This window comes from Streptococcus mitis, from assembly GCF_005844455.1.
Lineage (GTDB): Bacteria > Bacillota > Bacilli > Lactobacillales > Streptococcaceae > Streptococcus > Streptococcus mitis_BF.
This window is the reverse complement of the sequence record NZ_SPGF01000035.1, coordinates 1-22883: the sequence shown is the minus strand read 5'-3', so window position 1 is coordinate 22883 and position 22883 is coordinate 1. Positions and strand designations below refer to the sequence as shown.

Sequence of the window (22883 nt, the reverse complement as noted above, 5' to 3'; positions counted from 1 at the left end):
CCTTTAGAGGAATTGAAAGCCTTTGTAGAGGCTCATCCAGATGCTTTCTTACGGGAAATTGCGGCACATTTTGCTTGTGCTGTCCCTTCAGTATGGGCAGCTTTAAAGCAGATTCATGTCACTTTAAAAAAAGACGACTAGCTTTAAGGAACAAGATCCAGAGAAAGTCGCTGAGTTTCTTGATATTTTGAATAGCCTAAAAGATTTACCAGTCGTATATATTGACGAAACAGGAATCGACCGCTACCTCTATCGTCCTTATGCACGGGCTCCTAGAGGGGAGAAAGTCTATGAAAAGATTAGTGGACGGCGTTTTGAGCGGACTTCAATTGTTGCAGGACAAGTAGACGGAGAGTTTATAGCTCCCATGATTTACAAGGAAAGTATGACGAGTGATTTCTTTGTGAAGTGGTTCAAAACTCAACTTCTACCTACTTTGAAGACACATCATGTCATTGTCATGGACAATGCTAGTTTTCATCCCAAGAACATTTTGGATGAACTTTGCATTCAAGATAAGCACTTTTTCTTACCTCTACCACCTTATTCACCAGATTTGAATCCTATTGAGCAAGCTTGGGCTATCTTGAAAAAGAAAGTGACAGATTTATTAAGGAAAGTTCCAAATATTTTTGAATGTTTGGAACGTTTTTTTAAAACTAAATGACTATAATTATAAAATGCTTATTGATTTTGATTTAAAATGAGTCAAAAAGCCGTTGCAAAGCGGTTTTTTGTTATAATTAAATGAAGAATGTAGAATCAAAGGAGAATAACATGACATTTGAAGAAATTTTCAAGAATGCCTCAGAATACTGTCCTTTAGGCGTTTGTGAGCTATATTTTTAAGGACTTTTTGAAAAATTTTAGTCATAGATTTTCTTTAACAGTCTTCCAAAGTCCACAAAAAGGTGAACAAAAAAGACCTAAAATAGGTCAATCAAATAATGAGTTCAGCAGGCAAGAAACTAGCACCCCACAAGGTGCTTTTTTAGTTATCTAGTATTTTGCTGATAGCTATATTATATCAAAAAAGGAGCGTTTGACCTCGTGGGTTACAACTCTCCTTAATCGGCTAGACTATGCAAGCCTCCAGCTGTGACTATATTATACCACGGTATTACTCGAAAAATAACCGTTAAAAAGCGCGTGGTTATCAAATTTTACAAGGTCAGTAAAATTGTTTCAAGCGATTTTCACGCGCCAATATACGGTATTCTTATAGTTCGCCTTTTTCTATTTTTTCTCGTATTATACTAGCCCATATATCATAAAAAGGATGGTTGTCCGGGATAACAGGGGGATTGTTGGTAAATTCTTCTTGGGTTAATGTTGTTTCTTCGTCTAATATTGTACCGTCTGCTAGCTTAGTGCCTTTAGGGACAATGTGGGTTATTGTTGGTTTCCATTCTTTTTTAGGTTTAGCCATATAGTGAACTCCTTAAATATAAATAATAGGACCGACCCCCACCTCCACAAATTTACTTGTTTCATGGGTGTTAGACCAGCCCTATTATTAACTAAATTGTATCATAAATCAGCTTAGGCATGAATTTTCTTATCAGCAATGGCGTCTGTCAACGTTTGGGAGAAGTTCAAACCTAGTTCACGTCCTAAAGTATCCGCCCAACGTGGGATAGTTAGGGTTTTCTTTACAGGCTCTTGACTACCTAGATATTCCGCTACGTCAACCATAACCATAGAGACAAAAGACTTGCTAGGGTCATAAACTAGCTCTATATCCTCATCATCACGGAAAGGGTTATTATTTGCCAAAGATAGAGCGTTAATAGGGGTAGGAGTGGGAATATCTCGCCCATTCTCGATATAATCCGCTAGGTTAATACCTAACCAGTCGCTAGCCATTGCCATAGCATCAGCCATATCTTCGCCTTGGGTTGCTGAATGCTCAAAGTCTGGGAAAGTGACAAAATAAGGGGCGTTTGCTCCGTCTGTATCGTCATAATAAAATAAAGCTGGATAAGTGACAAGCATGTTTAACCTCCAAAATCAAAGACAAGCGGGGAACTGTCTTTATAACAGCCCTGCTTGCTTTTTGATACCCCGTTCGGTGTATTTGTTAATTTCACCGTGGGGAATGGTTATAGGTCGCTCGCCTGCTTTTTCAAGTTTAACGTGCGACCCTTTACCGCCTTTGGTCTTTATCCAACCATGAGCGGTAAGTAGCTTAACCATTTCTTTTTGTGTCATAGGCATAGCGCTTTTACCTCCTGACAAGATTATTATATCACACGTGTTACACGTATTCAAGTAAAAAGAATGTTCTGTATTAAAAAAGAGCTATTCAGAAATAGCCCCTAAAATCGTTTCTATAGTGTTTTATTCTGTTTGTGGTTATTTATCAGATAAAGTAAAGCACGCGCTGAAACATGGCTTATTTTAAGCTTCTGATTGCCCTAGCTGGTTTTGTAATTGCTCTAGGTTCTTAATGGCTTTTCGATGTGTGCTTTGTACCTCTTTTTCTTTCCAACCTAAAAACTCTGCAAGGTGTTTTGTTTTTATGCCCTCAATGTATTGGGCGGTTAATAAATCCCGTTGCTCTTTATCTGATAGCTTGTTAATTAAGTCCGCCATACGTTGGCGCTTGGCTGTGATTTCTCTGATAGCTGTTAGGATTTCATTTTCTTGTGGTTCTAGTAGTGTTGGTAGTGTTTTAAATTGCTCTCTAACTTTGGTTAGCTCAAGTTCTAGGCTCTTTATAGCTGGCTTTAAGTCTCTAATATCTCTTAGTTGCTCTTGAATAGTCATATTGATTTCAAACATTTTAATACCTCGTATGACTATAATTATATCAAAAAAGCGCGTGTTCTTTTGTTCTCCCTCTGTTAAAAATCTATGTACCTTACCAAAAGCTTACCATTTTTTTCTGGATACCTTGTTAAAACCTTGCTAGTTTTTTATGTTGTACCTAGCCATAATCTCACCAAATTTTTAGAACGCTTTACTTTTTATAAAATCAAGAACGTTCCAAAATCATGCACCCTAAAAATATGATAATGACCGTATCTAACGCCTTTATTATGCTGTTTTATTTGTTTGGGAAATTGTGAGCGTTCCTTATTTGTTTATTCTGTAAATACACCCTGTTAACTTAGTCCGCTTAACCAATAACTAAGCCCTTTATCTAAATAGCTAGTAAATCTTTTGTAATGCCTCCAATATGTCTTGTGTCTCATTCTTTTAGGGCGACTTGGAAAGTTGTCATAATCTACGTAGCCCTTTTCTGGATAGTAACTAGGGTCTATTTTCCTAGCCTCTTTTAATGCTAGACTGAAATAATACTGACAATCGGTTTTACTTCGGTTCAAAGTGTCTTTGTGCCTGTCTTGACAAGTTCCACAAGAAAAAATAATTTTGGATTTGAATAGTTTTCTACACCGCCTACCACAAATAGGGCAAAGGAAGAAGTAGCGTATACCTCCATAAGTTCCTGGTATGCTGTCTAGGTCTATTCTCTGGCTGTCATAGTCAACAGTTAGGCTATTAAGGTCAATAGTGATACTTTGCCCTCTGAACTTTCCAGCTACTTTTGATAAACATTTTTCTTTTAGTGGTTTAGTTATACTTTCTATGGTCAATGCTATCATCTAATCCCCCTTATAGAGAAAACCCAAATCTATTGGATTAAAATACAAAAGAGGCGCGTGCCTCTCTGTCTTAGTCTTTGGATAGTAGCCCACTGACTGCCATATCTCGTATAAATTGGCTTTCAGTCTCTACTGGTAGCTCTAATAGGTCTAATAACTCTTTTAGCGCCTGCTTGTCTGTGCTGGCAATGACTTTCTTTAGAATTGTTTCGTATTGCTGTTCCAGATAGTCGCAAAATGCCAATCTTTGGGTTTGTGTCGGTGTTGTATTCAAAACTATATAACAAACCTCTGTTATCTGTGAGAATAGCTTAGCACGCGCCTCTGGGTGCTTATACAGTTCATAGATGTTCAAACTGGTATCTTCTTCCCGTAACTTGTTAGCTATTTCTAGTAGCATCGGAATATCGCTAGGCCCTACTGGTGTATCATCAGCCATATAATTTAAGCGGTGCTGTTCCAGTTCTAATCTGTCTTTTTCAGCCTGTTCTAGGTAGTTATTTTCAGTCATTTTTAATCTCTCATTCTTGGTTTAAGATAAATTATGTAAACTTTTGCTATTTGTGACCATCTTTTTAAAATCTTGGTCACACCTTTTAAGTCAGTAGTACCAAGGGTTTAGAGGGGTGTCAAATCTTGTGACCGTCTTTTGAAAAATTTATTTATATAGAAAGATAACAACTTGTTAACCCCTATATATATAAATAAAAAAGATGGTCACACGGTCACATTTATAAAAAATAAAAGGAAAAAGTCAGTATTATCAAGGGTTTTAGTATGTGACCGTCTTTAAAAATCTTGGTCACAACTTGGTCACACGGTCACAAACTTTGAACTCTCTTACTATTCTTTGTCATCTCTATGTATTCCTTTCGGAACTCCACTCAGCTTTCTGCCATAAAATTCGTTTGGGTCTAATGCTTTATAATCTCCTGGCGGTACTCGACCAGACTTTATGGTATATGTTCCATCACTTTCCTTGTTCAGTACAGCAAGCATTTTCTTGCCATAACCGTATAGATTAGCATTTTTGATACCCTCGTCTTCGGTGTATTCTTCTAGCCATTGCTTGATGATAGGTAGGGGTACATGTTGCAACTCATGATAACCGTTAGGAATATATGTGCCAACTACGAAAGAATAATAAAAATCGTTATCTTCTTTGTACTCGTCTAACATATCCTTGACTGCTTTAGGTTCTACAAATCTATCAAACTCTGCCATGTTTAGAATTTTGAAAAGCACCCACTCCAGCAACTCTTTAGACTTGATAAACTCGTCCTTGATTTCTGGGCGCTCAACCGTGCCATTAAAATCAGCGTTAAAGGGGACGATACATAAACGCCTGTACCAGCCTTGCGACTTATTTCGACTTCTAGGAATACCATTACCAGAAAAGATACACAATAGGCGATAACTAGCCTCATAAGGTTGCAAATGCTTAGGGTTTACTTGGATTGTGTCGCCTGTGACAATACTCATTAGGTCGGAAACACTGTCCAGGTATTTATCAGAAATATCATCACCAATATTACAAACCTTTCCATTAAGCGCTGAAAGTAGGTGCTGTTCTTGGAATTGGTCGGGCTTTAGGTTGCTGATGTTTGCCTTACCTATCAGATTTTCTAATAAGGCTTGAAATGTCCCTTTTCCGTTGTTTCCATCTCCAGTTAAAATAACCATCTTTTTGCGCGTGCGGTTGGGATTGATAGCCTCATTCATAACTTGCCAAAGTAGTGTAGTGATTTCTTTATCTCCACAAGCGAGACTGTCTAGCCACTTATCAAAATCAAACCAGCCACCTAGCAAAGGCTTTTGAGTCTCTGGGGTGTATGCTGTTGTTATCTTGGTAGTGATAATATATTTGGGGCTAAATGGTTCAAGTTCTTTGGTATGTAAGTTAAAAATGCCATTTCTGACTGGTATTAAATAGCTTTCCTGCATAGGGGGCTTGATTTTGGTTTCTGTCCTTAGAAATATAATCACTTCTTCGGTAAATCTTTTAGATGTTAGCCTGCTGTCAAATTTTAGAATAAGTTTATTGACTATATCACGGCTAGCAATATAATAGCCTAGGTCTAAATGGTAAAAATAGAGCTGGCTACTGTCTGTTAGCTCGCTGTATCCAATAAAGGTAAAGTAGCAATGTTTCAGCAAAATATTAGCAACTTCAGCAACGCTAGGGCGTGGTATTTTGGTTTCTACCTCGCCTTTTCTGTTGCCTCTAGTGATTTCTTTTTCCTCTTTGTGTTCGCTACGCCATGCCTCGCCAAGTTCACATAGTCGGTTATGTAGCTCTCTCATGCTTCTAGGAGACTCTAGCGCTCTGCTTTGATTTAACTGTTCTTGTAATTCTTCTAGGTTCACGCTGTCCCCCTTTTTCTGATTTCTGCTTTGACGATACTTTCAAAAGTTCGGTCTAACTCATTGTCTGGGATAGGGCTAGATGTCACACTATTGGCTATCTGTGTGAGTTCGTAAGCTGTTTCTATGTCACAATCCACCCATCTATTAAGGAGTAGTCCCACAAAGCGCGTGAGTGCCACGTTACGCCCTCCCTCGTCTCCAAAACCATGTAACAAGGTATCTATCACGCGCATGGTGATTGATTTTTGATGGCTTGTTTTAGGTGTGTAAGAAGTAGCGCTCTTTTGAGTTGTTCGGTTTTGTCTTGCTTTTTGTACTGGATAATCTTTGCCACGGTTCACATAGCGCAGATAGTTGTCTGGGTCGCCTGTTGTGACTGGTAAGCCCTGCAATTGTGACCAGGTAAGGCTAGATAGGTCAAAAGGTAGCCCTATCTTATTGGCTATTTCAGTGACTACATGCTTATAGGTAGTTTCGTCTAATTTTCCACTAGGCTTCACTACAAGCCTATAACGAGGCTTTTCTGCGGTGTGTTTGATAGTTGGGTAAATAATATAACTGTACTCCCAAAGCCTCTCAGAAACGATTTTAGGGAGGTTTACGCCTATTTCAATGTCATCATAATCAAGAAAAATCAAATCACGGTAGATAAGACTGTCATTGTTTCGCTTATAGCTACCGTTTTTCTCTGGCGTAACTTTACCACTCAAACAGTAGGGGGCTTGTGTTCGCTTATAATCTTCTAAATTAATGCCTTTAGGGACTTCCAAAGGTCTAAACTTAGAAATATATTCAAAAGGTTCTAGTTTCCCCTTGTATGGATAAAGCAAAGACCCAAAACCACGGCTTTCATATATTGTCATTTATCCGCTCCTAAAAATATTAGAATATCCTCGATTTTGTAAAAGACTTTGCGTGTGTCTTCGATAGGAGGAGAGTAGCGCCGTAGCCCAGCGCGTTCCCACCGTTTCAAGGTGTTGTAGTCTATGTTTAGTTCTTCTTTTATTTGGGTAGGTGTCATTAAGCCTGTCAATCGTGGTTTTGGCTTCAGATAATCTTTTAGAAAGCCGTCTATCAGCTTTAATACGCCACGTTTTAGGCTGTTTTCACTCTCTTTACTTAGGCTAAACATTCATATCAGCCCCTTTCAGTAGTGCCTTGTAGCCCTCTAGGTCAGCGTTTAGCAATACACTTAGGCGCTTTTGTTCCTCTTGTACTTGGTTGTAAAAGGTTTTTGCGCCATCTAGTAGCTCTGCCTTATCTGCTGGGATAAAGTAACCACGATTAAAGCCGTGACGTACACCAATAATAGGAACGCCGTAGCGCGTGATTAAACGGCTAACGATACTTTGTACTGTCCTTTCCTCTAACTTCAAAACAAGTGCTATTTCTGCCCCTGTGGTAGGGTTGTCAGCTCCTACCTTGATAAGGTTAAGCACGCGCCTGTAATTCTCTGGTAGTGGTGGTAGTGTCATTCTATCGCCTCTCTTTCCTTGCTGACTAGGATAATCTGCCCCTTATCCCGCATGTCAGAAAAATCTGTTAGGGTTTCTAATACTCGCTCTAATTGGTTTTGTTCCTCGATACTGTAGCAATCAAATTTATTTTCTAGGGAAAAATCTAGCATAGTTTGGAAAGCCTCATCTAACCACTGACCAAAGTTTTCAGCTCGTGATTTTGCAAGGTCAAAGTTTTTGTTTGTTGTCATTGTCTGCCTCTTTCTAGTTATATCGTTTACCTGCAAGCTGGATATATGCCCCATAGTTGGGATTATACGCTGGCTTTTGGTCTTGTTGTTCTGAGAGTTCAATAGTGATTGTTTCCTTGCTTAGCTTATAAAGTTGATAGGCTAGTAGTAGGAGCATAACCACAAAAAAGATAATAGCTTGGGTTGGTGTTAGGTCTAATTCGTTCATTGTTTTATAGCCTCCATAAATTCAGCTTGTACCTGTGTTTTCTTTTCTTGATAACTCAGTTTGGGCTGTGTCTGATTAGCCTTAAAATAGATTTCTTTTAGGTTAATGGTAGCCTCTAAGTATTGTTTTTCCGTATAAGTGATATATGCTTGTTGTTCTTCGTCAGTTTCAAAGAATATTTTAGCCTGTCTTTTGAAAAAGGCTTGTCTCATAGCGTCAAATTCAAAGATACCGGGATTAAAAATCATTCCTGTTGTCTTTTTAGAAAGTACCTTTAGCTTTTGTATGTCGTTTAACTCTGGAAGTTCTATCCATAGCAAACGTTGTAAGTTCTCTTTGAGTGCATTTAACTGAGCTGATAAAAGCCATACTCTAGAAAAATCGTTATTTTCGTCAGCTAGATGTAGCTCCTGGCTAATTCTATCTAGGCTTTTAGTGATATTATCGTAAGTTGTTTCAGTCATGTTTTTACCTCTGTTTTGTTATTTTCTGTGTAATTGCCCAGTGGGCTTATTCTGTGTAAAGACTTTTCTTGTCACTTTGCCCTATGCTCACGGTCGCCAAACTTTTGAAAGCGTTGGGCTGTTGGTGGTTGTTGTTTCAAATTGGTTTCTTGTATCGTTCTAATTTTAAGGGATTAGCGCCCCCGTATGGTCAAGATACCCAAATCATGATATAATCTAAGTATCAAATCTATACTAAAACCCTTTTAATAACGGCTTGCCTGCCTCTTAATTGTGTTTTAGTTAGTGTGTGAAAGGCTTTGCTGATTGGTCTCGGTAAGCCTTTTTTTCTTGCTCTCACGCGCCCTGCTGGGCGTTCTTTTTATTTACCATGGTCTTAATGTCTTGGTAGTCAAAACCAAGCTGTATCATGGCAATAACCATATCTTCCAAGGCTTGGTATTCTTTTAACTCGCCACTATAAAGACTGTTTAGAGCTATTTCCTCGCCTCTCAACGCTCGTAACTGCTTGGCGTTAAATCCAGTTACTGCCTTTAGCAATAGGTTTGTAACGGTGCTGTGCGCGTGTTTTGGTGCGTTCTCCCATTCGCTGATAGCTTTTACTAATTCTTTGCGCTTTGGCTTTTCTAACGCCCTCTGATAGCGGAACTCTGCCACCTCATGACGTAGCTCAAAGAATGCTTTGACTAGGTTCTTTTTGAACTCTCTGACTGGTTCGGTGTTTCCTAGATAGGTAACTAATAAAGTCGCCTGCTGTTCGTTTAAGTGATAAATTCTCCTAGGTCGTCCACCTAGTGAACCTTTTTCAGGTTTATGGATTTCAAATGACAAAACCCCAAACGCTTCTAAATCCTTTTTATGCTTATCAATTAGCTTTCTGACTGAAATAGTATCAATTTCAGCATGTTCAGCTATGATGTCGTGCGTTGTGTACGGCTCTTTCTTGCCGTCCATGTAAACAATGTTCATGGTGTCCCTCCTAATCTTGATAAAATAGTTCATCTATGGTTATATCTGGTTTAATTTCAGCAACCATCGACTTAATAGCTAGGCGCTCTTTGTCATTAAAGGGCGTTTTCTTTGTCTCTTTGTTGTTGTAAGACTGTAAAGAGATGTTTAGCTTATCCGCCATTTGTTGCTGTGTTAGCCCCAACATGACCCGATAGCCTCGTAGTTTGCTCATAGTTGTCCTCCTTTTAAAATTCCCTCCCATAGGTTGAAAGTGTGAAAGGTTATAAATAAAAAGTTTCCGTTTTGGATAACTTTAATCTAGATTATATATCCGTTTTTGATACTTGTCAAGTATTTTTTATATTTTTTTGTATCATTTCTTGATACTTTTCTAAAATTCAGATATAATCAAACATGAAAGGTGTGATATTTTATGATTAGGTTGAAAGAATTACGCAAACAAAAGGGCTTAACTCAAGATGAGTTAGCCCGTGAAATAGGTGTATCTAAAATAACAGTGTTACGCTGGGAAAATGAGGAGCGCCAAATCAAACCAGATAAGGCTCAGCAACTTGCTGATTATTTTGGTGTAACAGAAGGATATTTGTTAGGTTATACAAATAATCGTTTTGGTGTTAGCCAAATAGTTAAGGCGATTGCAGAAAAGTCGTCAGAATCTGATAGCCACCTAAATAAAGAAGTTTTAGAAAGCACCATGAAGATTATAGAGTTGTCCGATTTTCTAAACATGGATATAGAAACATTATCAAATATATATTTTTACAACTTGAAAAGACAAACCCCAATGAGGGTGTTAAGTGATTTATTTGACTTCTTTGACTCAGAAGCGCGTGACTATAAAGAGTTACTCTCAATTGTTGAGCCGTATCAAGCGGATGAAATTATACAGGAAATTAGCAAACTAGGCGATTACAAGGAAGAACTTTCTTTATATCTGAATAAGGTGAGGGCGGAGGAAGATTTTTTACAAACAACTGGCTACCCTATAAGTATGTCTAGTGAACCCACCAAAAACGTGGTAAAGATAGATATTCCTAAAAATACCTTGTCTGATGACGAGTTAATGGCGTTACCTTCAGAAGAAAGAAAAGAGTATATAAGCGAGTACTTTGACGCTATGAGCAAGGCTCTATCTTCTCTAACAGATACAATCTCGAACACTGCAGGAGCAACAGCAGATGTCACGGGTGACCAATTAGGTAAGTTAACTAATAGTTTGATTAAGACTTTGGCCAAACTGAATGAAGTTGCACATAAAGACTAACCCACGCGCTACGGTGTGAAGAAAATCTGAAATATAGATTTTTGCATACCTTGAAAAGTGTCAATTTTTGTCAACTTTTGTAAATATATCTTTCAACATATTTCAACAAAATCAGTATTTTTAGTATTCTGCGCGTGGTTTAAAGACTGGCTATCTTGTACTAACTTTTTACCACCTTAGGGCAATCTTAGGGCGCGACACCTTTGTAAAATCTTAATATTCTATCGCTCATTTTATGACCTGTTCAAAGCTCAAAAAATATGCATATCAAAATACACGCCTAAAAAGCCCTCTAAGCGATTTTAGGGCTAAAACATATAAATAGACTACTTACCTAAAATAAACGAAAACAGGGGCGTTCTTGTAACGCTCAGCATGATATAAACCCAATTCAATCTAAAATCTTTTTAATAACGGCTTGCCTGCTGATAGAAAGGTTCATATCATGAAAATAAATGAAGTCAAAAAGAAGAACGGTGCTATTGTGTACCGTGCCAATGTCTATCTAGGCGTTGACCAGGTAACAGGAAAGAAAGCTAAAACTAGCGTTACGGGTAGGACAAGAAAAGAGGTTAAGCAAAAAGCAAAGCACGCGCAAGATGATTTTATATCTAATGGCTGTACGGTCACAAAAATAGTACCTGTTAAGAACTATCAAGAACTGGCTGAATTATGGCTAGAAAGTTATCGGCTTACTGTTAAACCGCAAACCTTTATAGCAACAAAGAGAATGCTTTATAATCACCTAATACCTGTCTTTGGTGCTTTGAAACTGACCAAGCTATCTGTTAGTTATATCCAGACCTTTATAAATGACCTTTCTACTCAGCTAGTCCATTATGGCGTGGTTCATTCGATAAATAGGCGTGTTTTACAGTATGGCGTATCACTCCAGCTTTTGCCATTCAATCCAGCTAGGGATATAATCCTACCTAAACAACCTAAACGTGAGAATAAGGCTATCAAGTTCATAGCTCCAGACGATTTAAAGGCTCTGTTGCTCCATATGGAAAAACTGGCGTTTAAGAAATATAGATATTATTTTGATTATGTTCTGTATAGTGTCTTACTTGCTACTGGTTGTCGTTTTGGTGAAGTAGTAGCCCTGGAATGGTCAGATATTGATTTTGAGAATGGAACTATAAGCATTAACAAGAATTACAGTAGATTATTAAAGTTAATAGGTACACCAAAAAGTAAAGCTGGAGTTAGGACGATCAGCATAGACAAGAAAACAGTCAATATGCTAAGACTTTATAAGAACAGGCAACGTCAATCATTTTTAGAGACTGGGGCGCGTGTCTCGTCTGTGGTGTTTGCAACACCCACAAAGGAATATCAAAACATGGCGACTAGACAAGAAAGCCTAGATAGGCGCTGTGCTGAACTCGGTATCACGCGTTTTACTTTCCATGCTTTCCGCCATACTCACGCTAGTTTATTGCTAAATGCTGGTATCAGCTATAAAGAATTACAATATCGCCTAGGTCATGCCACTTTAGCTATGACCATGGATATTTATAGCCACCTGTCTGTGGACAAAGAAAAAGAGGCTGTTTCATATTACGAAAAAGCCATGAATAACTTGTAAGTCCACAAAAAGGTGAACAAATTTATATTTTAGAACTCATAGGCTGACTAGAAAGCTTATCAAATCAACGTTTACAAACGATAAAGGAGAATAACATGACATTTGAAGAAATCCTGCCTGGCTTAAAGGCTAAGAAAAAATATGTACGAACTGGTTGGGGAGGGGCTGAAAATTATGTCCAACTTTTTGACGCTATCGAGCAAAACGGGGTTGCGCTTGAAGTGACACCCTATTTCCTAATCAACGTGTCTGGAGAAGGGGAAGGTTTTTCCATGTGGAGTCCGACACCTTGTGATGTTTTGGCGACAGATTGGGTAGAAGTGAATGACTAAATGTGTACTCATTACAGGTGTGAGTTCAGGTATTGGATTGGCTCAGGCTCGACTCTTTTTAGAGAATGGGTATCAAGTTTACGGAGTTGACCAAGGCGAAAATCCACTTTTACAGGGTGATTTCCACTTTTTACAGAGAGATTTGACCTTGGACTTGGAGCCTATTTTTGACTGGTGCCCTCAGGTGGATGTTTTGTGCAATACTGCTGGAGTTTTGGATGATTACAAACCACTTTTGGAACAGACAGCACAGGAAATCCAAGAGATTTTTGAAATTAACTACGTGACTCCTGTTGAGTTGACTCGTTATTATTTGACCAAAATGTTGGAGAATAAAAAAGGGACCATTCTCAATATGTGTTCCATCGCTTCGAGCCTAGCAGGAGGAGGTGGTCACGCCTATACTTCTTCTAAGCACGCCTTGGCTGGATTTACCAAGCAGTTGGCTCTAGACTATGCAGAAGCTGGGATTCAGGTCTTTGGGATCGCTCCAGGAGCCGTCAAGACGGGTATGACTGCTGCAGACTTTGAGCCAGGTGGCTTAGCGGACTGGGTGGCTAGTGAAACGCCAATAAAACGCTGGATTGATCCAGTGGAAGTAGCAGAGCTTAGCCTTTTCTTAGCAAGTGGAAAAGCAAGCTCCATGCAGGGACAAATTTTGACAATAGATGGTGGCTGGTCTTTGAAGTAGGAGTAGTTGGATGGAAATCAAAAATCACTTTGGAGTCTATGGTGTTTGCTATAAACATGGTTACCTTCTTTGTATTCAAAAAACAGCAGGTCCCTACAAAAATAGGTTAGACCTTCCCGGTGGCAGTCAGCAACTTGGAGAAGGACTAACAGAAACGCTGACTAGAGAAGTTTTGGAAGAGACGGAATATACTGTTAGAAGCTACTCCAATCCTCGAATCTACGATGTTTTTGTCAGGGAAGAGTTAACAAATTTTATGGTTCACCATGTCATGGCCTTGTATGATGTTGAAATGAATGAGGAGGCACCTCAAGTTACTATTTCTGAAGCTATCTCTGATGGTGTTAATGATTCACTGGGATATGTTTGGATGGATATTCAAAAAATCATAGAAGAAAATGCATCGCCATTAGTCTTGAGGGTCAAAGCAGAGTTGTTAGGATTTCCAGAATTGGACAAGATTTTGTATATGAATTGGAAGGTGAATGATGAGAAACCAACTTGCCCTTAGTGGCGAAAAAATTGTTGAAAAAGTTTACCCTCAATTATTGCATCATGTTGGTATGATTCGTGGGGAATATTTGTTGAGAGAGCTTAATCAAAACATCCTATTAGCAAGTTGCCAGCAATTTGTAAAAGATTATCTAGGCACTGTTTGCTCCTTGTATTCAGATGAAGAGGTATGGTATCGTTTTTCAGAGTTAACAAATACAGAAGCTAATTGTTTAGAGGGGACTAAAGAGCATTTTGATAAAAATCATCCCTTGTTTGGATATAGAGGGATAAGGCGTTTGCTGGCGTGTCCGAATGAATTTCAGGCTGAGGCACATGTCGTTACAGAAGTTTATCAAACAAATCCCAATCTGTCTGTTATTTTTCCTTTTGTCAATGATGCCGACCAATTAAAACAAGCTATTAGAGTATTACGTCAGCATGGTTTTACTGGAAAAGTCGCCACAATGATTGAATTACCGTCAGCGTATTTTGACTTGGATAGGATACTGGAAACTGGTATTTCAAAGATTGTCGTTGGAATGAATGATTTGACTTCTTTTGTTTTTGCGACTGTGAGAAACAGTCAATGGCATGATATGGAAAATCTCATTATGTTAGATATGTTAAGACAGATGCAGGATAAAGCAAGAATGAAAAATATTGACTTTGCTGTAGCAGGTTATCTGAATGCTTCTTTCATACAAAAAATGAGTCTGATGGGTATCAAGTGCATTATCCACTATAGTTCTATTCCAGAGATTTTTGATTTAGAGATTGACCATCCAGACCACCTCAAACGTGTAAAAGAAGTAAGTAAAAAATTACAAAGGAGCAACCCATGACACCGCAAGAAATGTGGAATGCCTATAAGCAAATTAACCCCTCGATTGGAGATGAGATAGATGCCTGGGCTTTTGGAGTGGAAGCCGATATCTTGGCAGATTTGGTTCTAAGAGGCGAAAAGACGGCAACCGCCTCAGCCTACGACCTCTGCGCTCTAGAGGACGAACCCCTTCCACAAGAAGGAACTTTTGATGTCGTTTTAGATAGTCAAAATCAGGCTGTCTGCATTGTCGAAATTACCAAGGTTTCCGTTCAGGCCTTTCATCAAGTTTCTGCTGACCATGCCTTTAAAGAAGGCGAGGGAGACAAATCTTTAGCCTATTGGCGCCAGGTTCATGAAGACTGTTTCACCGAGTGGATGAGGGAGGCTGGACTGACTTTTACACCTGACAGCAAGGTCGTTTTGGAAGAATTTCGCAAGGTGTACCCACTGTAGACTGTAGAAGGAAGAAAGTTTTGGAAATCACCGTCCAATCCTTTTTTCTAAAGCAAAACATGATATAATAAGTTTGTTTGAAGAAGAGTAGCAACTCTTAAACTTAGAATAGGAGAAAACTATGCAAGCAGTTGAACATTTTATTACGCAATTTGTTCCTGAACACTATGATTTATTTTTAGACTTGAGTCGTGAGACCAAGACGTTTTCTGGTAAGGTGACCATCACTGGTCAAGCGCAGAGCGACCGTATTTCCCTCCACCAAAAAGACTTGGAAATCGCTTCTGTAGAAGTTGCGGGTCAAGCGCGTCTATTTACAGTTGACCATGAAAATGAAGCCCTTCATATCGAATTGGCTGAGGCTGGTCAAGTTGAAATGGTCATCGCTTTTTCAGGAAAAATTACAGACAACATGACAGGGATTTACCCTTCTTATTACACAGTTGATGGAGTGAAGAAGGAAGTCTTGTCTACTCAGTTCGAGAGCCATTTTGCGCGCGAAGCCTTCCCATGTGTGGATGAGCCAGAAGCTAAAGCAACTTTTGACCTTTCTCTACGTTTTGACCAAGCGGAAGGTGAAGTGGCCTTGTCAAACATGCCTGAGATTGATGTGGTAAACCGTAAGGAAACAGGTATCTGGAAGTTTGAGACAACACCTCGCATGTCTTCTTACTTGTTGGCCTTTGTTGCTGGTGATTTGCAAGGGGTGACTGCTAAAACTAAAAACGGTACCCTTGTAGGTGTCTACTCAACCAAAGCCCACCCCCTATCTAACCTTGATTTCTCACTGGATATTGCCGTTCGATCAATCGAGTTTTACGAAGATTACTACGGAGTTAAGTATCCAATTCCTCAATCTCTCCACATCGCCCTTCCTGACTTCTCAGCTGGTGCGATGGAAAACTGGGGTCTCGTCACTTACCGTGAAGTTTACTTGGTTGTCGATGAAAACTCTACATTTGCCAGCCGCCAACAAGTTGCCCTAGTTGTGGCACATGAGTTGGCTCACCAATGGTTTGGGAACCTCGTGACTATGAAATGGTGGGATGACCTTTGGCTCAATGAAAGCTTTGCTAATATGATGGAGTACGTCTGTGTGGATGCTATTGAACCAAGCTGGAATATCTTTGAAGATTTCCAAACAGGTGGTGTTCCATCTGCTTTGAAACGTGACGCGACTGATGGCGTACAGTCTGTTCACGTCGAAGTTAAACACCCAGATGAAATCAATACGCTCTTTGATGGTGCTATCGTCTATGCTAAAGGAAGCCGCCTCATGCACATGCTTCGTCGTTGGCTAGGAGATGCTGATTTTGCTAAAGGTTTGCACGCTTACTTTGAAAAACATCAGTACAGCAATACAATTGGTCGTGACCTTTGGGATGCCCTTGGTCAAGCGTCAGGACGTGATGTCGCAGCCTTCATGGACTCTTGGTTGGAACAGCCTGGTTACCCAGTTCTTACTGTCAAAGTTGAAAATGATGTTTTGAAGATTTCACAAAAACAATTCTTCATCGGTGAGCACGAAGACAAGAACCGTCTCTGGGTGGTACCACTCAACAGCAACTGGAAAGGCTTGCCGGATACACTTGAAAGTGAAAGTATCGAAATTCCTGGCTATGCAGCTCTTCTTGCTGAAAATGAAGGAGCTCTTCGTCTCAACACTGAAAATACAGCCCACTATATTACAGACTACCAAGGAGACTTGTTAGATGCTGTTCTTGCTGACCTAGTTGAGCTTGATAACACAAGCAAACTGCAAATTGTCCAAGAACGTCGCTTGCTTGCTGAAGCAGGGCACATTTCTTATGCTGACTTGCTCCCAGTCCTTGATAAACTTGCCAAGGAAGAGTCTTACCTTGTGGTTTCAGCTGTTTCTCAAGTGATTTCTGCCCTTGAGCGCTTTATCGATGAAGGAACAGAAGCTGAAACAGCCTTCAAAGCACTAGTTGCTAAATTGGCTCGTCACAACTATGACCGTCTTGGTTTCGAAGCTAAGGATGGAGAATCAGATGAGGATGAATTGGTTCGTCAGTTGGACATCTCTATGATGATTCGCTCAAATGATGCAGAAGCTAGTCAAATCGCTAGCCAAATCTTCGTAGCCCACGAGGAGAATCTTGCAGGACTACCAGCAGCTATTCGTTCACAAGTTCTGATTAATGAGATGAAACATCATGAGACTAAAGACTTGTTAGCACTTTATCTTGATACTTATACGCACGCAACAGATGCAGTCTTTAAACGTCAGTTGGCAGCAGCTCTTGCCTACAGTAAAGAAGCGGACAATATCCAAACCTTGATTGCTGCTTGGAAGGACAAATTTGTGGTCAAACCACAAGACTTGTCTGCTTGGTATTACCAATTCCTAGCTCATCCAGCAACTCAGGAAACAGCATGGTCTTGGGCTCGTGAAAACTGGGCTTGGATTAAGGCAGCCCTTGGAGGAGATATGAGCTTTGATAGTTTTGTTATCCTTCCAGCCCATGTATTTAAGACTCAGCAACGTTTGGCAGAGTACAAGGAATTCTTTGAGCCACAACTTTCTGACCTTGCTCTTAGCCGTAACATCGGTATGGGAATCAAGGAAATTGCAGCGCGTGTTGACTTGATTAACCGTGAAAAAGCTGCAGTGGAAGCAGTCGTTCTTCAATACGGAAACGCATAAATAAGCCTAAAATAAAAAGAAAACTCAGCTATCTCATGTAAAATGCAGAGAGTTGAGTTTTTTTTAAGGCAAATTTGGTATAATGGTTTTAATAAGGAGGAGTTTCTCATGATAAAAATCTTATTGGTTGAGGATGACCTAGGCCTGTCAAATTCAGTATTTGACTTTTTGGACGATTTTGCGGATGTTATGCAGGTGTTTGATGGAGAAGAAGGTCTCTACGAAGCTGAGAGTGGCGTCTATGACTTGATTTTGCTCGATTTGATGTTGCCAGAAAAAAATGGTTTCCAAGTCTTGAAAGAATTGCGTGAAAAGGGAATTACGACCCCAGTTCTGATCATGACTGCCAAGGAAAGTTTGGATGACAAGGGACATGGATTTGAATTGGGAGCAGATGATTATCTGACTAAACCTTTTTACCTAGAAGAACTCAAAATGCGGATTCAAGCCCTTCTCAAACGTTCAGGTAAGTTTAATGAAAACACCTTGACTTATGGAAATATTGTGGTTAATCTGTCTACAAATACCGTTAAGGTTGAAGATACTCCTGTCGAATTGCTTGGGAAAGAGTTTGATTTACTAGTTTATTTCCTTCAAAATCAAAATGTGATTTTGCCTAAGACTCAGATTTTTGATCGTCTATGGGGGTTTGATAGTGATACAACGATTTCGGTCGTCGAAGTTTATGTTTCAAAAGTCCGTAAGAAATTAAAAGGAACCACTTTTGCAGAGAATTTGCAAACCTTGCGTAGTGTTGGGTATATTTTAAAAGATGTTCAGTAAACTAAAAAAAACATGGTATGCGGATGACTTTAGTTACTTTATCCGCAACTTTGGTGTCTTTACTCTGATTTTCTCTACCATGACTCTGATTATTTTGCAGGTCATGCACTCGAGTCTCTATACTTCGGTGGATGATACGCTCCATGGTTTGAGTAACAATCCTCAGGCAGTTATTCAGTTGGCAGTAAATAGGGCAACTGAAGAGATTAAAGATTTAGAAAATGCCGCTACAGATACTAGCAAGACTGAGATAAAACCCAATGTCAGTTCCAATACAGAAGTCATTCTCTTTGATAAGAATTTTACCCAGCTCCTTTCTGGAAATCGATTTTTGGGCTTGGATAAGATTAAGTTAGAGAAGAAAGAACTAGGCCATATCTATCAGATTCAGGTTTTTAATAGCTATGGACAGGAAGAAATCTATCGCATGATTTTGATGGAAACCAATATCAGTTCGGTTTCAACCAATATCAAGTATGCGGCTGTCTTGATTAATACCAGTCAGTTGGAGCAAGCCAGTCAAAAGCATGAGCAATTGATTGTGGTCGTGATGGCTAGTTTTTGGATTTTGTCTTTGATTGCCAGTCTCTATCTAGCTCGAGTCAGTGTTCGTCCTCTGCTTGAGAGCATGCAGAAGCAACAGTCCTTTGTGGAAAATGCTAGTCATGAGTTACGGACTCCACTTGCAGTTTTGCAAAATCGTTTAGAGACCCTTTTCCGAAAGCCAGAAGCTACCATTATGGATGTGAGCGAAAGCATTGCATCGAGTTTGGAAGAAGTCCGAAATATGCGTTTTTTGACGACAAACTTGTTGAACTTAGCTCGGAGAGATGATGGGATTAAGCCGGAACTTGCAGAAGTTCCAACTAGCTTTTTCAATACGACTTTTACAAACTATGAGATGATTGCTTCGGAAAATGACCGTGTCTTCCGTTTTGAAAATCGGATCCATCGAACGATTGTCACAGACCAGCTTCTCTTGAAGCAGTTGATGACTATCCTATTTGATAATGCTGTCAAGTATACTGAAGAGGATGGTGAAATTGATTTTCTTATCTCGGCGACCGATCGCAATCTGTATTTACTAGTTTCTGATAATGGAGTCGGTATTTCGACAGAAGATAAGAAGAAAATTTTTGATCGTTTTTATCGAGTCGACAAGGCTAGAACCCGCCAAAAAGGTGGTTTTGGTTTAGGGTTATCCCTAGCCAAGCAAATTGTAGATGCCCTAAAAGGAACCATTACTGTCAAAGATAATAAACCGAAAGGAACAATCTTTGAAGTGAAGATTGCCATCCACACACCATCTAAAAAGAAAAAATAAAAAGAGGTTGGGCAAAAACCAATGTCATTAAGTTAGATCACTAACTTAATGACATTGAAGGGTGGTGATGCTTTCTTTAGAAAGGTTCTAAAGAAAGCCTGAAAGCGAGGATGATCTAGCTCTAGATTCTTCTCAATGAGTACGCAAAACTTTACTTTAGAAGTAAAAATGTAAGAGATTATAGTGGTGCGTTAATTCTTATTAGCAACTTAAGAGTGTCTTTATAATCTCTTTAGTAGTTAAGCACATACAAAAAGTAGGCGATACAATAGTTTACTGCTATGCTATTAGTAGGGGTTGATAACCATGTACTCATGAAATCTTTGATTAAATTGCTTCATGGTTTGGAATGACTTACAACTCGCCTTAAGTATTGAAGTAGAACAGTCTGATGGACTGTTTTAGCCGGAATTTAGGAATATAACAACAAATGGTAAAAAAGATTAAGAATGATTTTAGCGTTTAGGACTTAGTATGGGAAAAAGTTTTCAATATCAAGCAGTTGTAATAAAATGTAATTGTTCCATAGGATTCTTTCTAATGATTGTTTGATCGCTTTTCATTATAGATTTTATGGGACTTTTTCTACATCAAAATAGGCTCCATAATATCTATAAGGGATTTACCCACTATAAATATTATAGAGCCTTTTTTATTAGAATGGCAATTTTCCAGCGAAAGCACCTAATTTTTTCTTAGTCGTTTCATCGATTTGTTCAAGAGCAGAGTTGATAGCCTGAACAGTCATATCTGAAAGAGTTTCAAGATCTTCTGGATCAACGACAGCTGGATTGAAGTCAATGCTGACAACTTTTTTGTCACCAGTTAGGGTCGCTTGGACAAGGTCTTGAGCAGATTTGCCAACAAATTGCATAGCAGCAAGTTCAGCTTGGCTTTGTTCCATTTGTTTTTGAAGTTTCTGTGCTTGACGCATCATGTTTTGCATGTTCATCATGGTGATTTACAGTTTCCTTTTACAATTATTTTCTTTCCTATTTTATCAATTTTGAGGTTAAAAGTCTAATCTTTTTCTGAGTGAATCTAAGAATTGTGCTTAGCAGCGGACAATAAAAGTATATAAAAAACAAAGGATATCATCTTTAAAATTAAATAATGATTGTCCTTTGTTTATTTTTGTTTTAGTTCATTATATCCACTCACCCTTGTAATTGACACGGTATCCGTCAGGGGTCGTTGTATTGATTGCGAGTGCACCAGAGCTATAGGCATAGTACCATTTACCTGACACCTTCATCCAACCAGTTTTCATAGCGCCTGAGCTATCAAGATAGTACCAGCTACCGTTATCTTTTAGCCAACCAGTCTTCATAGCACCTGATCCGTCAAGATAGTACCATGTGCCGTTGTCTTTTATCCAGCCAGTTTGCATCCAACCAGAACCATCGAAATGATACCAGATATTATCTAATTTTGCCCACTGATTGTAAGGATAAGATCCATCAAAGTGCATAAACCACCAACGAGAACCTGATTGACGCCAAAAACCAACATTTTTAACAAAATCTTGTATGTTATTGAAGAAATTGTAGGAATCATGGGGAGTATTCGATGCCCCCTTATTTTCATTTTTGCTTTTATGAGTTCCGATAGCCTTCAAGTCTTTGTCAAAAAGATTCGCTTTGGTCGCAAATGTTTGAGTCTGAGAAGAGTTTAGTTCTGTGTATTGAAGGGCTTTTCCATAACCACCAGCTAATTCTTCAGAGCCACCAGATGATGTTCCAAAACTTTGAGCAACGGTGATCCAACTATTTTTAGGATTATCAAAGGCTGCAACCCCCATATAAGTTAATTCTGGATTTATTAAGGATTCATAGTGTCCAGTTTGACCAGAGACACTTGCTCCACTAAGAGATTTGACGTAATCTGCTTTTTCCTCATACCATTGATCAATAGCCGTCATAAATCCATCATAGTTCCAAGCTAAATTTTCGGCTAGTGAAAAATTTCCTGAAGGCCAGGCACTCCAAATATCTTTATTAGATAAACGTTTATGATTCATAGTTACAGAAGCTTCTGCTGCACGAGAAAAGGCTGTTTTCTCTAGTGCAGTTGACCATTTGATGGGAACATAGCTACTGACTATTCCTTCCGCAACAGCTTCTTTTCTGATAGCATTTATACGGTCTAAAATAGCTTGTTTATCTGGCGTCAAGAAATTTCCTTCAATTCCAACTAAGCTAGTACCAGAAGAATTGATATTTACCTCAGAGTTAATGATATGATAAGATTGACCATTGATTTCTTGAGTGGAAACCAGCCTATCATTAGCGGCTACTGATTGTGATGTAAGAATTCCAGCGCCGAGAAGTGATAGATCTGAAATTGTTGCAAGCGTAAAATGTTGATTCTTTTTGTTCAATTAATTTCTCCTTCTTCCTTCTAACAAAAGTTTTTCATCAGATTTCCTTTCCATTGATTTACATCCAGTATACTAAAAATCTTTACTAAAAAACTAAAAGCAACGAAAAAATACGTTTTTCATCATCTTTAATTCAAAATCAAGGGGAAACAGAACGTTTTCGTAGTTTTTGTCATTTTTTCTTAATATTCGTGTATAATGTAAATGTAAGGATAAAACAAAGGAGAAAAGTATGTCTACAAATTTTGGACGCATTCTTAAACAAATCAGGGAGGAAAGAGGATTTACTCTGAAACAGGCTGCGGGTACAGCTATTAGTCCCAATAATTTGAGTAAGTTTGAAAAGGGAGAAACCATTGTTAGAGCAGATACATTTTTTAAAATTTTTGAAAACCTGAATATATTTACTACTGATACTCATCAAAAATCTATTATGGACAAATCCATTTTCTGTGAACAATCTTCCTCAGGCATTCTGTTTCCAAATTTTGAATCACTGTTTCTAACTTCAAAATGACTTCTTCTAAAGATTTGAAGGCCTTGTTTTTGAATCCACGCTTTCGTATCTCTGCCCAAACTTGCTCAATGGGATTCATTTCTGGAGTGTAGGGAGGAATAAATGTACACGTGATATTTTCTGGCAACTCCAAAGCCTGAGACTTGTGCCAGGTGGCATTATCCATGACCAAAATCAGATAATCATCCGAATAATAGGCGGATAATTGCTGTAAAAATTCGTTCATCCAAGC

The 22883-nt window shown here is 38.9% G+C and carries 28 protein-coding genes and 2 pseudogenes; 12 read left to right on the top strand and 18 right to left on the bottom strand.

Going from position 1 to position 22883, the window contains the following annotated elements:
* Nucleotides 1-667 (top strand): annotated as a pseudogene (locus tag FGQ53_RS07525) (IS630 family transposase); the annotation flags it as partial.
* A 552-nt stretch (nucleotides 668-1219) separates the two neighbouring features.
* On the opposite strand, the gene FGQ53_RS07520 reads toward FGQ53_RS07525, so the two are convergent.
* From FGQ53_RS07520 to FGQ53_RS07450, 15 genes are all read right to left on the bottom strand, one after another.
* A complete protein-coding gene (locus tag FGQ53_RS07520; RefSeq protein WP_138337358.1) occupies nucleotides 1220-1429 on the bottom strand; it encodes a BOW99_gp33 family protein in 210 nt (69 codons plus the stop codon).
* Nucleotides 1430-1542: 113 nt separating this feature from the next.
* Entirely contained in the window at nucleotides 1543-1995 is a 453-nt protein-coding gene (locus tag FGQ53_RS07515) for a type II toxin-antitoxin system HicB family antitoxin (RefSeq protein ID WP_138337355.1), read from the bottom strand.
* 39 nt (nucleotides 1996-2034) lie between these two features.
* A complete protein-coding gene (locus FGQ53_RS07510; RefSeq protein ID WP_024402467.1) occupies nucleotides 2035-2217 on the bottom strand; it encodes a type II toxin-antitoxin system HicA family toxin in 183 nt (60 codons plus the stop codon).
* Between the two features lie 183 nt (nucleotides 2218-2400).
* On the bottom strand, nucleotides 2401-2784 hold the full coding sequence (locus tag FGQ53_RS07505) for a sigma-70 family RNA polymerase sigma factor (protein WP_138337352.1): 384 nt from the start codon (nucleotides 2782-2784) through the stop codon (nucleotides 2401-2403).
* A gap of 323 nt (nucleotides 2785-3107) precedes the next feature.
* Nucleotides 3108-3608 (bottom strand): hypothetical protein, encoded by a 501-nt coding sequence (locus tag FGQ53_RS07500; protein WP_138337349.1) that lies wholly within the window; start codon nucleotides 3606-3608, stop codon nucleotides 3108-3110.
* A gap of 70 nt (nucleotides 3609-3678) precedes the next feature.
* On the bottom strand, nucleotides 3679-4119 hold the full coding sequence (locus tag FGQ53_RS07495; protein ID WP_138337346.1) for a hypothetical protein: 441 nt from the start codon (nucleotides 4117-4119) through the stop codon (nucleotides 3679-3681).
* Nucleotides 4120-4451: 332 nt separating this feature from the next.
* Nucleotides 4452-5912, bottom strand: coding sequence for a DNA primase family protein (locus FGQ53_RS07490; protein WP_138337364.1), 1461 nt, complete (start codon nucleotides 5910-5912; stop codon nucleotides 4452-4454).
* A 59-nt stretch (nucleotides 5913-5971) separates the two neighbouring features.
* Nucleotides 5972-6838 (bottom strand): primase alpha helix C-terminal domain-containing protein, encoded by an 867-nt coding sequence (locus FGQ53_RS07485; RefSeq protein ID WP_138337343.1) that lies wholly within the window; start codon nucleotides 6836-6838, stop codon nucleotides 5972-5974.
* Nucleotides 6835-7107, bottom strand: a complete 273-nt coding sequence (locus FGQ53_RS07480) for an XRE family transcriptional regulator (protein ID WP_138337340.1) — start codon at nucleotides 7105-7107, stop codon at nucleotides 6835-6837. The genes FGQ53_RS07485 and FGQ53_RS07480 overlap by 4 nt, the downstream gene beginning before the upstream one ends.
* Complete coding sequence (locus FGQ53_RS07475; protein WP_138337337.1) at nucleotides 7100-7450, bottom strand: hypothetical protein; 351 nt, start codon at nucleotides 7448-7450, stop codon at nucleotides 7100-7102. The genes FGQ53_RS07480 and FGQ53_RS07475 overlap by 8 nt, the downstream gene beginning before the upstream one ends.
* Nucleotides 7447-7683, bottom strand: coding sequence for a hypothetical protein (locus tag FGQ53_RS07470; RefSeq protein ID WP_138337334.1), 237 nt, complete (start codon nucleotides 7681-7683; stop codon nucleotides 7447-7449). Before FGQ53_RS07470 ends, FGQ53_RS07475 begins: the two co-directional genes overlap by 4 nt.
* A gap of 13 nt (nucleotides 7684-7696) precedes the next feature.
* Nucleotides 7697-7891 carry a hypothetical protein gene (locus tag FGQ53_RS07465; RefSeq protein ID WP_138337332.1) on the bottom strand — a complete coding sequence of 65 codons (195 nt, stop codon included), beginning with the start codon at nucleotides 7889-7891 and terminating at the stop codon, nucleotides 7697-7699.
* A complete protein-coding gene (locus FGQ53_RS07460; protein ID WP_138337329.1) occupies nucleotides 7888-8355 on the bottom strand; it encodes a hypothetical protein in 468 nt (155 codons plus the stop codon). Before FGQ53_RS07460 ends, FGQ53_RS07465 begins: the two co-directional genes overlap by 4 nt.
* 336 nt (nucleotides 8356-8691) lie before the next feature.
* Nucleotides 8692-9324 (bottom strand): Rha family transcriptional regulator, encoded by a 633-nt coding sequence (locus FGQ53_RS07455; protein ID WP_138337326.1) that lies wholly within the window; start codon nucleotides 9322-9324, stop codon nucleotides 8692-8694.
* A 10-nt stretch (nucleotides 9325-9334) separates the two neighbouring features.
* A complete protein-coding gene (locus FGQ53_RS07450) occupies nucleotides 9335-9538 on the bottom strand; it encodes a helix-turn-helix transcriptional regulator (RefSeq protein ID WP_138337323.1) in 204 nt (67 codons plus the stop codon).
* A 201-nt stretch (nucleotides 9539-9739) separates the two neighbouring features.
* On the opposite strand from FGQ53_RS07450, the pseudogene FGQ53_RS12000 reads away from it, so the two are divergent.
* From FGQ53_RS12000 to ciaH, 10 genes and pseudogenes are all read left to right on the top strand, one after another.
* Nucleotides 9740-9932, top strand: a pseudogene (locus FGQ53_RS12000) (helix-turn-helix domain-containing protein); the annotation flags it as partial.
* Nucleotides 9933-11036: 1104 nt separating this feature from the next.
* Nucleotides 11037-12182, top strand: coding sequence for a tyrosine-type recombinase/integrase (locus FGQ53_RS07440; RefSeq protein ID WP_138337316.1), 1146 nt, complete (start codon nucleotides 11037-11039; stop codon nucleotides 12180-12182).
* A gap of 95 nt (nucleotides 12183-12277) precedes the next feature.
* On the top strand, nucleotides 12278-12514 hold the full coding sequence (locus tag FGQ53_RS07435; RefSeq protein ID WP_138337314.1) for a DUF2829 domain-containing protein: 237 nt from the start codon (nucleotides 12278-12280) through the stop codon (nucleotides 12512-12514).
* Nucleotides 12507-13205 carry a 3-oxoacyl-ACP reductase gene (locus tag FGQ53_RS07430; protein WP_138337311.1) on the top strand — a complete coding sequence of 233 codons (699 nt, stop codon included), beginning with the start codon at nucleotides 12507-12509 and terminating at the stop codon, nucleotides 13203-13205. The genes FGQ53_RS07435 and FGQ53_RS07430 overlap by 8 nt, the downstream gene beginning before the upstream one ends.
* Before the next feature lie 10 nt (nucleotides 13206-13215).
* The gene (locus FGQ53_RS07425; protein ID WP_138337309.1) at nucleotides 13216-13716 is read left to right on the top strand and encodes an NUDIX hydrolase; all 501 of its coding nucleotides are present in this window, start codon (nucleotides 13216-13218) and stop codon (nucleotides 13714-13716) included.
* A complete protein-coding gene (locus FGQ53_RS07420) occupies nucleotides 13694-14542 on the top strand; it encodes a putative PEP-binding protein (RefSeq protein ID WP_138337306.1) in 849 nt (282 codons plus the stop codon). Before FGQ53_RS07425 ends, FGQ53_RS07420 begins: the two co-directional genes overlap by 23 nt.
* Nucleotides 14539-14979 (top strand): ASCH domain-containing protein, encoded by a 441-nt coding sequence (locus FGQ53_RS07415; protein ID WP_138337303.1) that lies wholly within the window; start codon nucleotides 14539-14541, stop codon nucleotides 14977-14979. Before FGQ53_RS07420 ends, FGQ53_RS07415 begins: the two co-directional genes overlap by 4 nt.
* Nucleotides 14980-15100: 121 nt before the next feature.
* A complete protein-coding gene (locus FGQ53_RS07410) occupies nucleotides 15101-17647 on the top strand; it encodes a M1 family metallopeptidase (RefSeq protein ID WP_138337300.1) in 2547 nt (848 codons plus the stop codon).
* Nucleotides 17648-17755: 108 nt separating this feature from the next.
* A complete protein-coding gene (ciaR, locus tag FGQ53_RS07405) occupies nucleotides 17756-18430 on the top strand; it encodes a two-component system response regulator CiaR (RefSeq protein WP_000590639.1) in 675 nt (224 codons plus the stop codon).
* Nucleotides 18420-19754, top strand: a complete 1335-nt coding sequence (gene ciaH / locus FGQ53_RS07400; RefSeq protein WP_138337297.1) for a two-component system sensor histidine kinase CiaH — start codon at nucleotides 18420-18422, stop codon at nucleotides 19752-19754. Before ciaR ends, ciaH begins: the two co-directional genes overlap by 11 nt.
* 655 nt (nucleotides 19755-20409) lie before the next feature.
* Here the strand turns inward: ciaH and FGQ53_RS07395 are convergent.
* Both FGQ53_RS07395 and FGQ53_RS07390 read right to left on the bottom strand, forming a co-directional pair.
* Nucleotides 20410-20709: a YbaB/EbfC family nucleoid-associated protein gene (locus FGQ53_RS07395; protein WP_000981526.1), complete on the bottom strand. Its 300-nt coding sequence runs from the start codon at nucleotides 20707-20709 to the stop codon at nucleotides 20410-20412.
* Nucleotides 20710-20901: 192 nt separating this feature from the next.
* Nucleotides 20902-22134, bottom strand: a complete 1233-nt coding sequence (locus tag FGQ53_RS07390) for an N-acetylmuramoyl-L-alanine amidase family protein (RefSeq protein WP_138337294.1) — start codon at nucleotides 22132-22134, stop codon at nucleotides 20902-20904.
* 232 nt (nucleotides 22135-22366) lie between these two features.
* On the opposite strand from FGQ53_RS07390, the gene FGQ53_RS07385 reads away from it, so the two are divergent.
* Nucleotides 22367-22651: a helix-turn-helix domain-containing protein gene (locus FGQ53_RS07385; protein WP_138337292.1), complete on the top strand. Its 285-nt coding sequence runs from the start codon at nucleotides 22367-22369 to the stop codon at nucleotides 22649-22651.
* On the opposite strand, the gene FGQ53_RS07380 is transcribed toward FGQ53_RS07385, so the two are convergent.
* The coding region (locus FGQ53_RS07380; RefSeq protein ID WP_171019107.1) for a transposase at nucleotides 22566-22883 on the bottom strand (318 nt) is incomplete at its 5' end. The genes FGQ53_RS07385 and FGQ53_RS07380 overlap by 86 nt on opposite strands.

What these genes read in the sequence shown, in the direction of transcription:
- FGQ53_RS07520 (WP_138337358.1), bottom strand. Translation starts at nt 1,429, where the DNA reads ATGGCTAAACCTAAAAAAGAATGGAAACCAACAATAACCCACATTGTC.
- FGQ53_RS07515 (WP_138337355.1), bottom strand. Translation starts at nt 1,995, where the DNA reads ATGCTTGTCACTTATCCAGCTTTATTTTATTATGACGATACAGACGGA.
- FGQ53_RS07510 (WP_024402467.1), bottom strand. Translation starts at nt 2,217, where the DNA reads ATGCCTATGACACAAAAAGAAATGGTTAAGCTACTTACCGCTCATGGT.
- FGQ53_RS07505 (WP_138337352.1), bottom strand. Translation starts at nt 2,784, where the DNA reads ATGTTTGAAATCAATATGACTATTCAAGAGCAACTAAGAGATATTAGA.
- FGQ53_RS07500 (WP_138337349.1), bottom strand. Translation starts at nt 3,608, where the DNA reads ATGATAGCATTGACCATAGAAAGTATAACTAAACCACTAAAAGAAAAA.
- FGQ53_RS07495 (WP_138337346.1), bottom strand. Translation starts at nt 4,119, where the DNA reads ATGACTGAAAATAACTACCTAGAACAGGCTGAAAAAGACAGATTAGAA.
- FGQ53_RS07490 (WP_138337364.1), bottom strand. Translation starts at nt 5,912, where the DNA reads ATGAGAGAGCTACATAACCGACTATGTGAACTTGGCGAGGCATGGCGT.
- FGQ53_RS07485 (WP_138337343.1), bottom strand. Translation starts at nt 6,838, where the DNA reads ATGACAATATATGAAAGCCGTGGTTTTGGGTCTTTGCTTTATCCATAC.
- FGQ53_RS07480 (WP_138337340.1), bottom strand. Translation starts at nt 7,107, where the DNA reads ATGTTTAGCCTAAGTAAAGAGAGTGAAAACAGCCTAAAACGTGGCGTA.
- FGQ53_RS07475 (WP_138337337.1), bottom strand. Translation starts at nt 7,450, where the DNA reads ATGACACTACCACCACTACCAGAGAATTACAGGCGCGTGCTTAACCTT.
- FGQ53_RS07470 (WP_138337334.1), bottom strand. Translation starts at nt 7,683, where the DNA reads ATGACAACAAACAAAAACTTTGACCTTGCAAAATCACGAGCTGAAAAC.
- FGQ53_RS07465 (WP_138337332.1), bottom strand. Translation starts at nt 7,891, where the DNA reads ATGAACGAATTAGACCTAACACCAACCCAAGCTATTATCTTTTTTGTG.
- FGQ53_RS07460 (WP_138337329.1), bottom strand. Translation starts at nt 8,355, where the DNA reads ATGACTGAAACAACTTACGATAATATCACTAAAAGCCTAGATAGAATT.
- FGQ53_RS07455 (WP_138337326.1), bottom strand. Translation starts at nt 9,324, where the DNA reads ATGAACATTGTTTACATGGACGGCAAGAAAGAGCCGTACACAACGCAC.
- FGQ53_RS07450 (WP_138337323.1), bottom strand. Translation starts at nt 9,538, where the DNA reads ATGAGCAAACTACGAGGCTATCGGGTCATGTTGGGGCTAACACAGCAA.
- FGQ53_RS07440 (WP_138337316.1), top strand. Translation starts at nt 11,037, where the DNA reads ATGAAAATAAATGAAGTCAAAAAGAAGAACGGTGCTATTGTGTACCGT.
- FGQ53_RS07435 (WP_138337314.1), top strand. Translation starts at nt 12,278, where the DNA reads ATGACATTTGAAGAAATCCTGCCTGGCTTAAAGGCTAAGAAAAAATAT.
- FGQ53_RS07430 (WP_138337311.1), top strand. Translation starts at nt 12,507, where the DNA reads ATGACTAAATGTGTACTCATTACAGGTGTGAGTTCAGGTATTGGATTG.
- FGQ53_RS07425 (WP_138337309.1), top strand. Translation starts at nt 13,216, where the DNA reads ATGGAAATCAAAAATCACTTTGGAGTCTATGGTGTTTGCTATAAACAT.
- FGQ53_RS07420 (WP_138337306.1), top strand. Translation starts at nt 13,694, where the DNA reads ATGAGAAACCAACTTGCCCTTAGTGGCGAAAAAATTGTTGAAAAAGTT.
- FGQ53_RS07415 (WP_138337303.1), top strand. Translation starts at nt 14,539, where the DNA reads ATGACACCGCAAGAAATGTGGAATGCCTATAAGCAAATTAACCCCTCG.
- FGQ53_RS07410 (WP_138337300.1), top strand. Translation starts at nt 15,101, where the DNA reads ATGCAAGCAGTTGAACATTTTATTACGCAATTTGTTCCTGAACACTAT.
- ciaR (WP_000590639.1), top strand. Translation starts at nt 17,756, where the DNA reads ATGATAAAAATCTTATTGGTTGAGGATGACCTAGGCCTGTCAAATTCA.
- ciaH (WP_138337297.1), top strand. Translation starts at nt 18,420, where the DNA reads ATGTTCAGTAAACTAAAAAAAACATGGTATGCGGATGACTTTAGTTAC.
- FGQ53_RS07395 (WP_000981526.1), bottom strand. Translation starts at nt 20,709, where the DNA reads ATGATGAACATGCAAAACATGATGCGTCAAGCACAGAAACTTCAAAAA.
- FGQ53_RS07385 (WP_138337292.1), top strand. Translation starts at nt 22,367, where the DNA reads ATGTCTACAAATTTTGGACGCATTCTTAAACAAATCAGGGAGGAAAGA.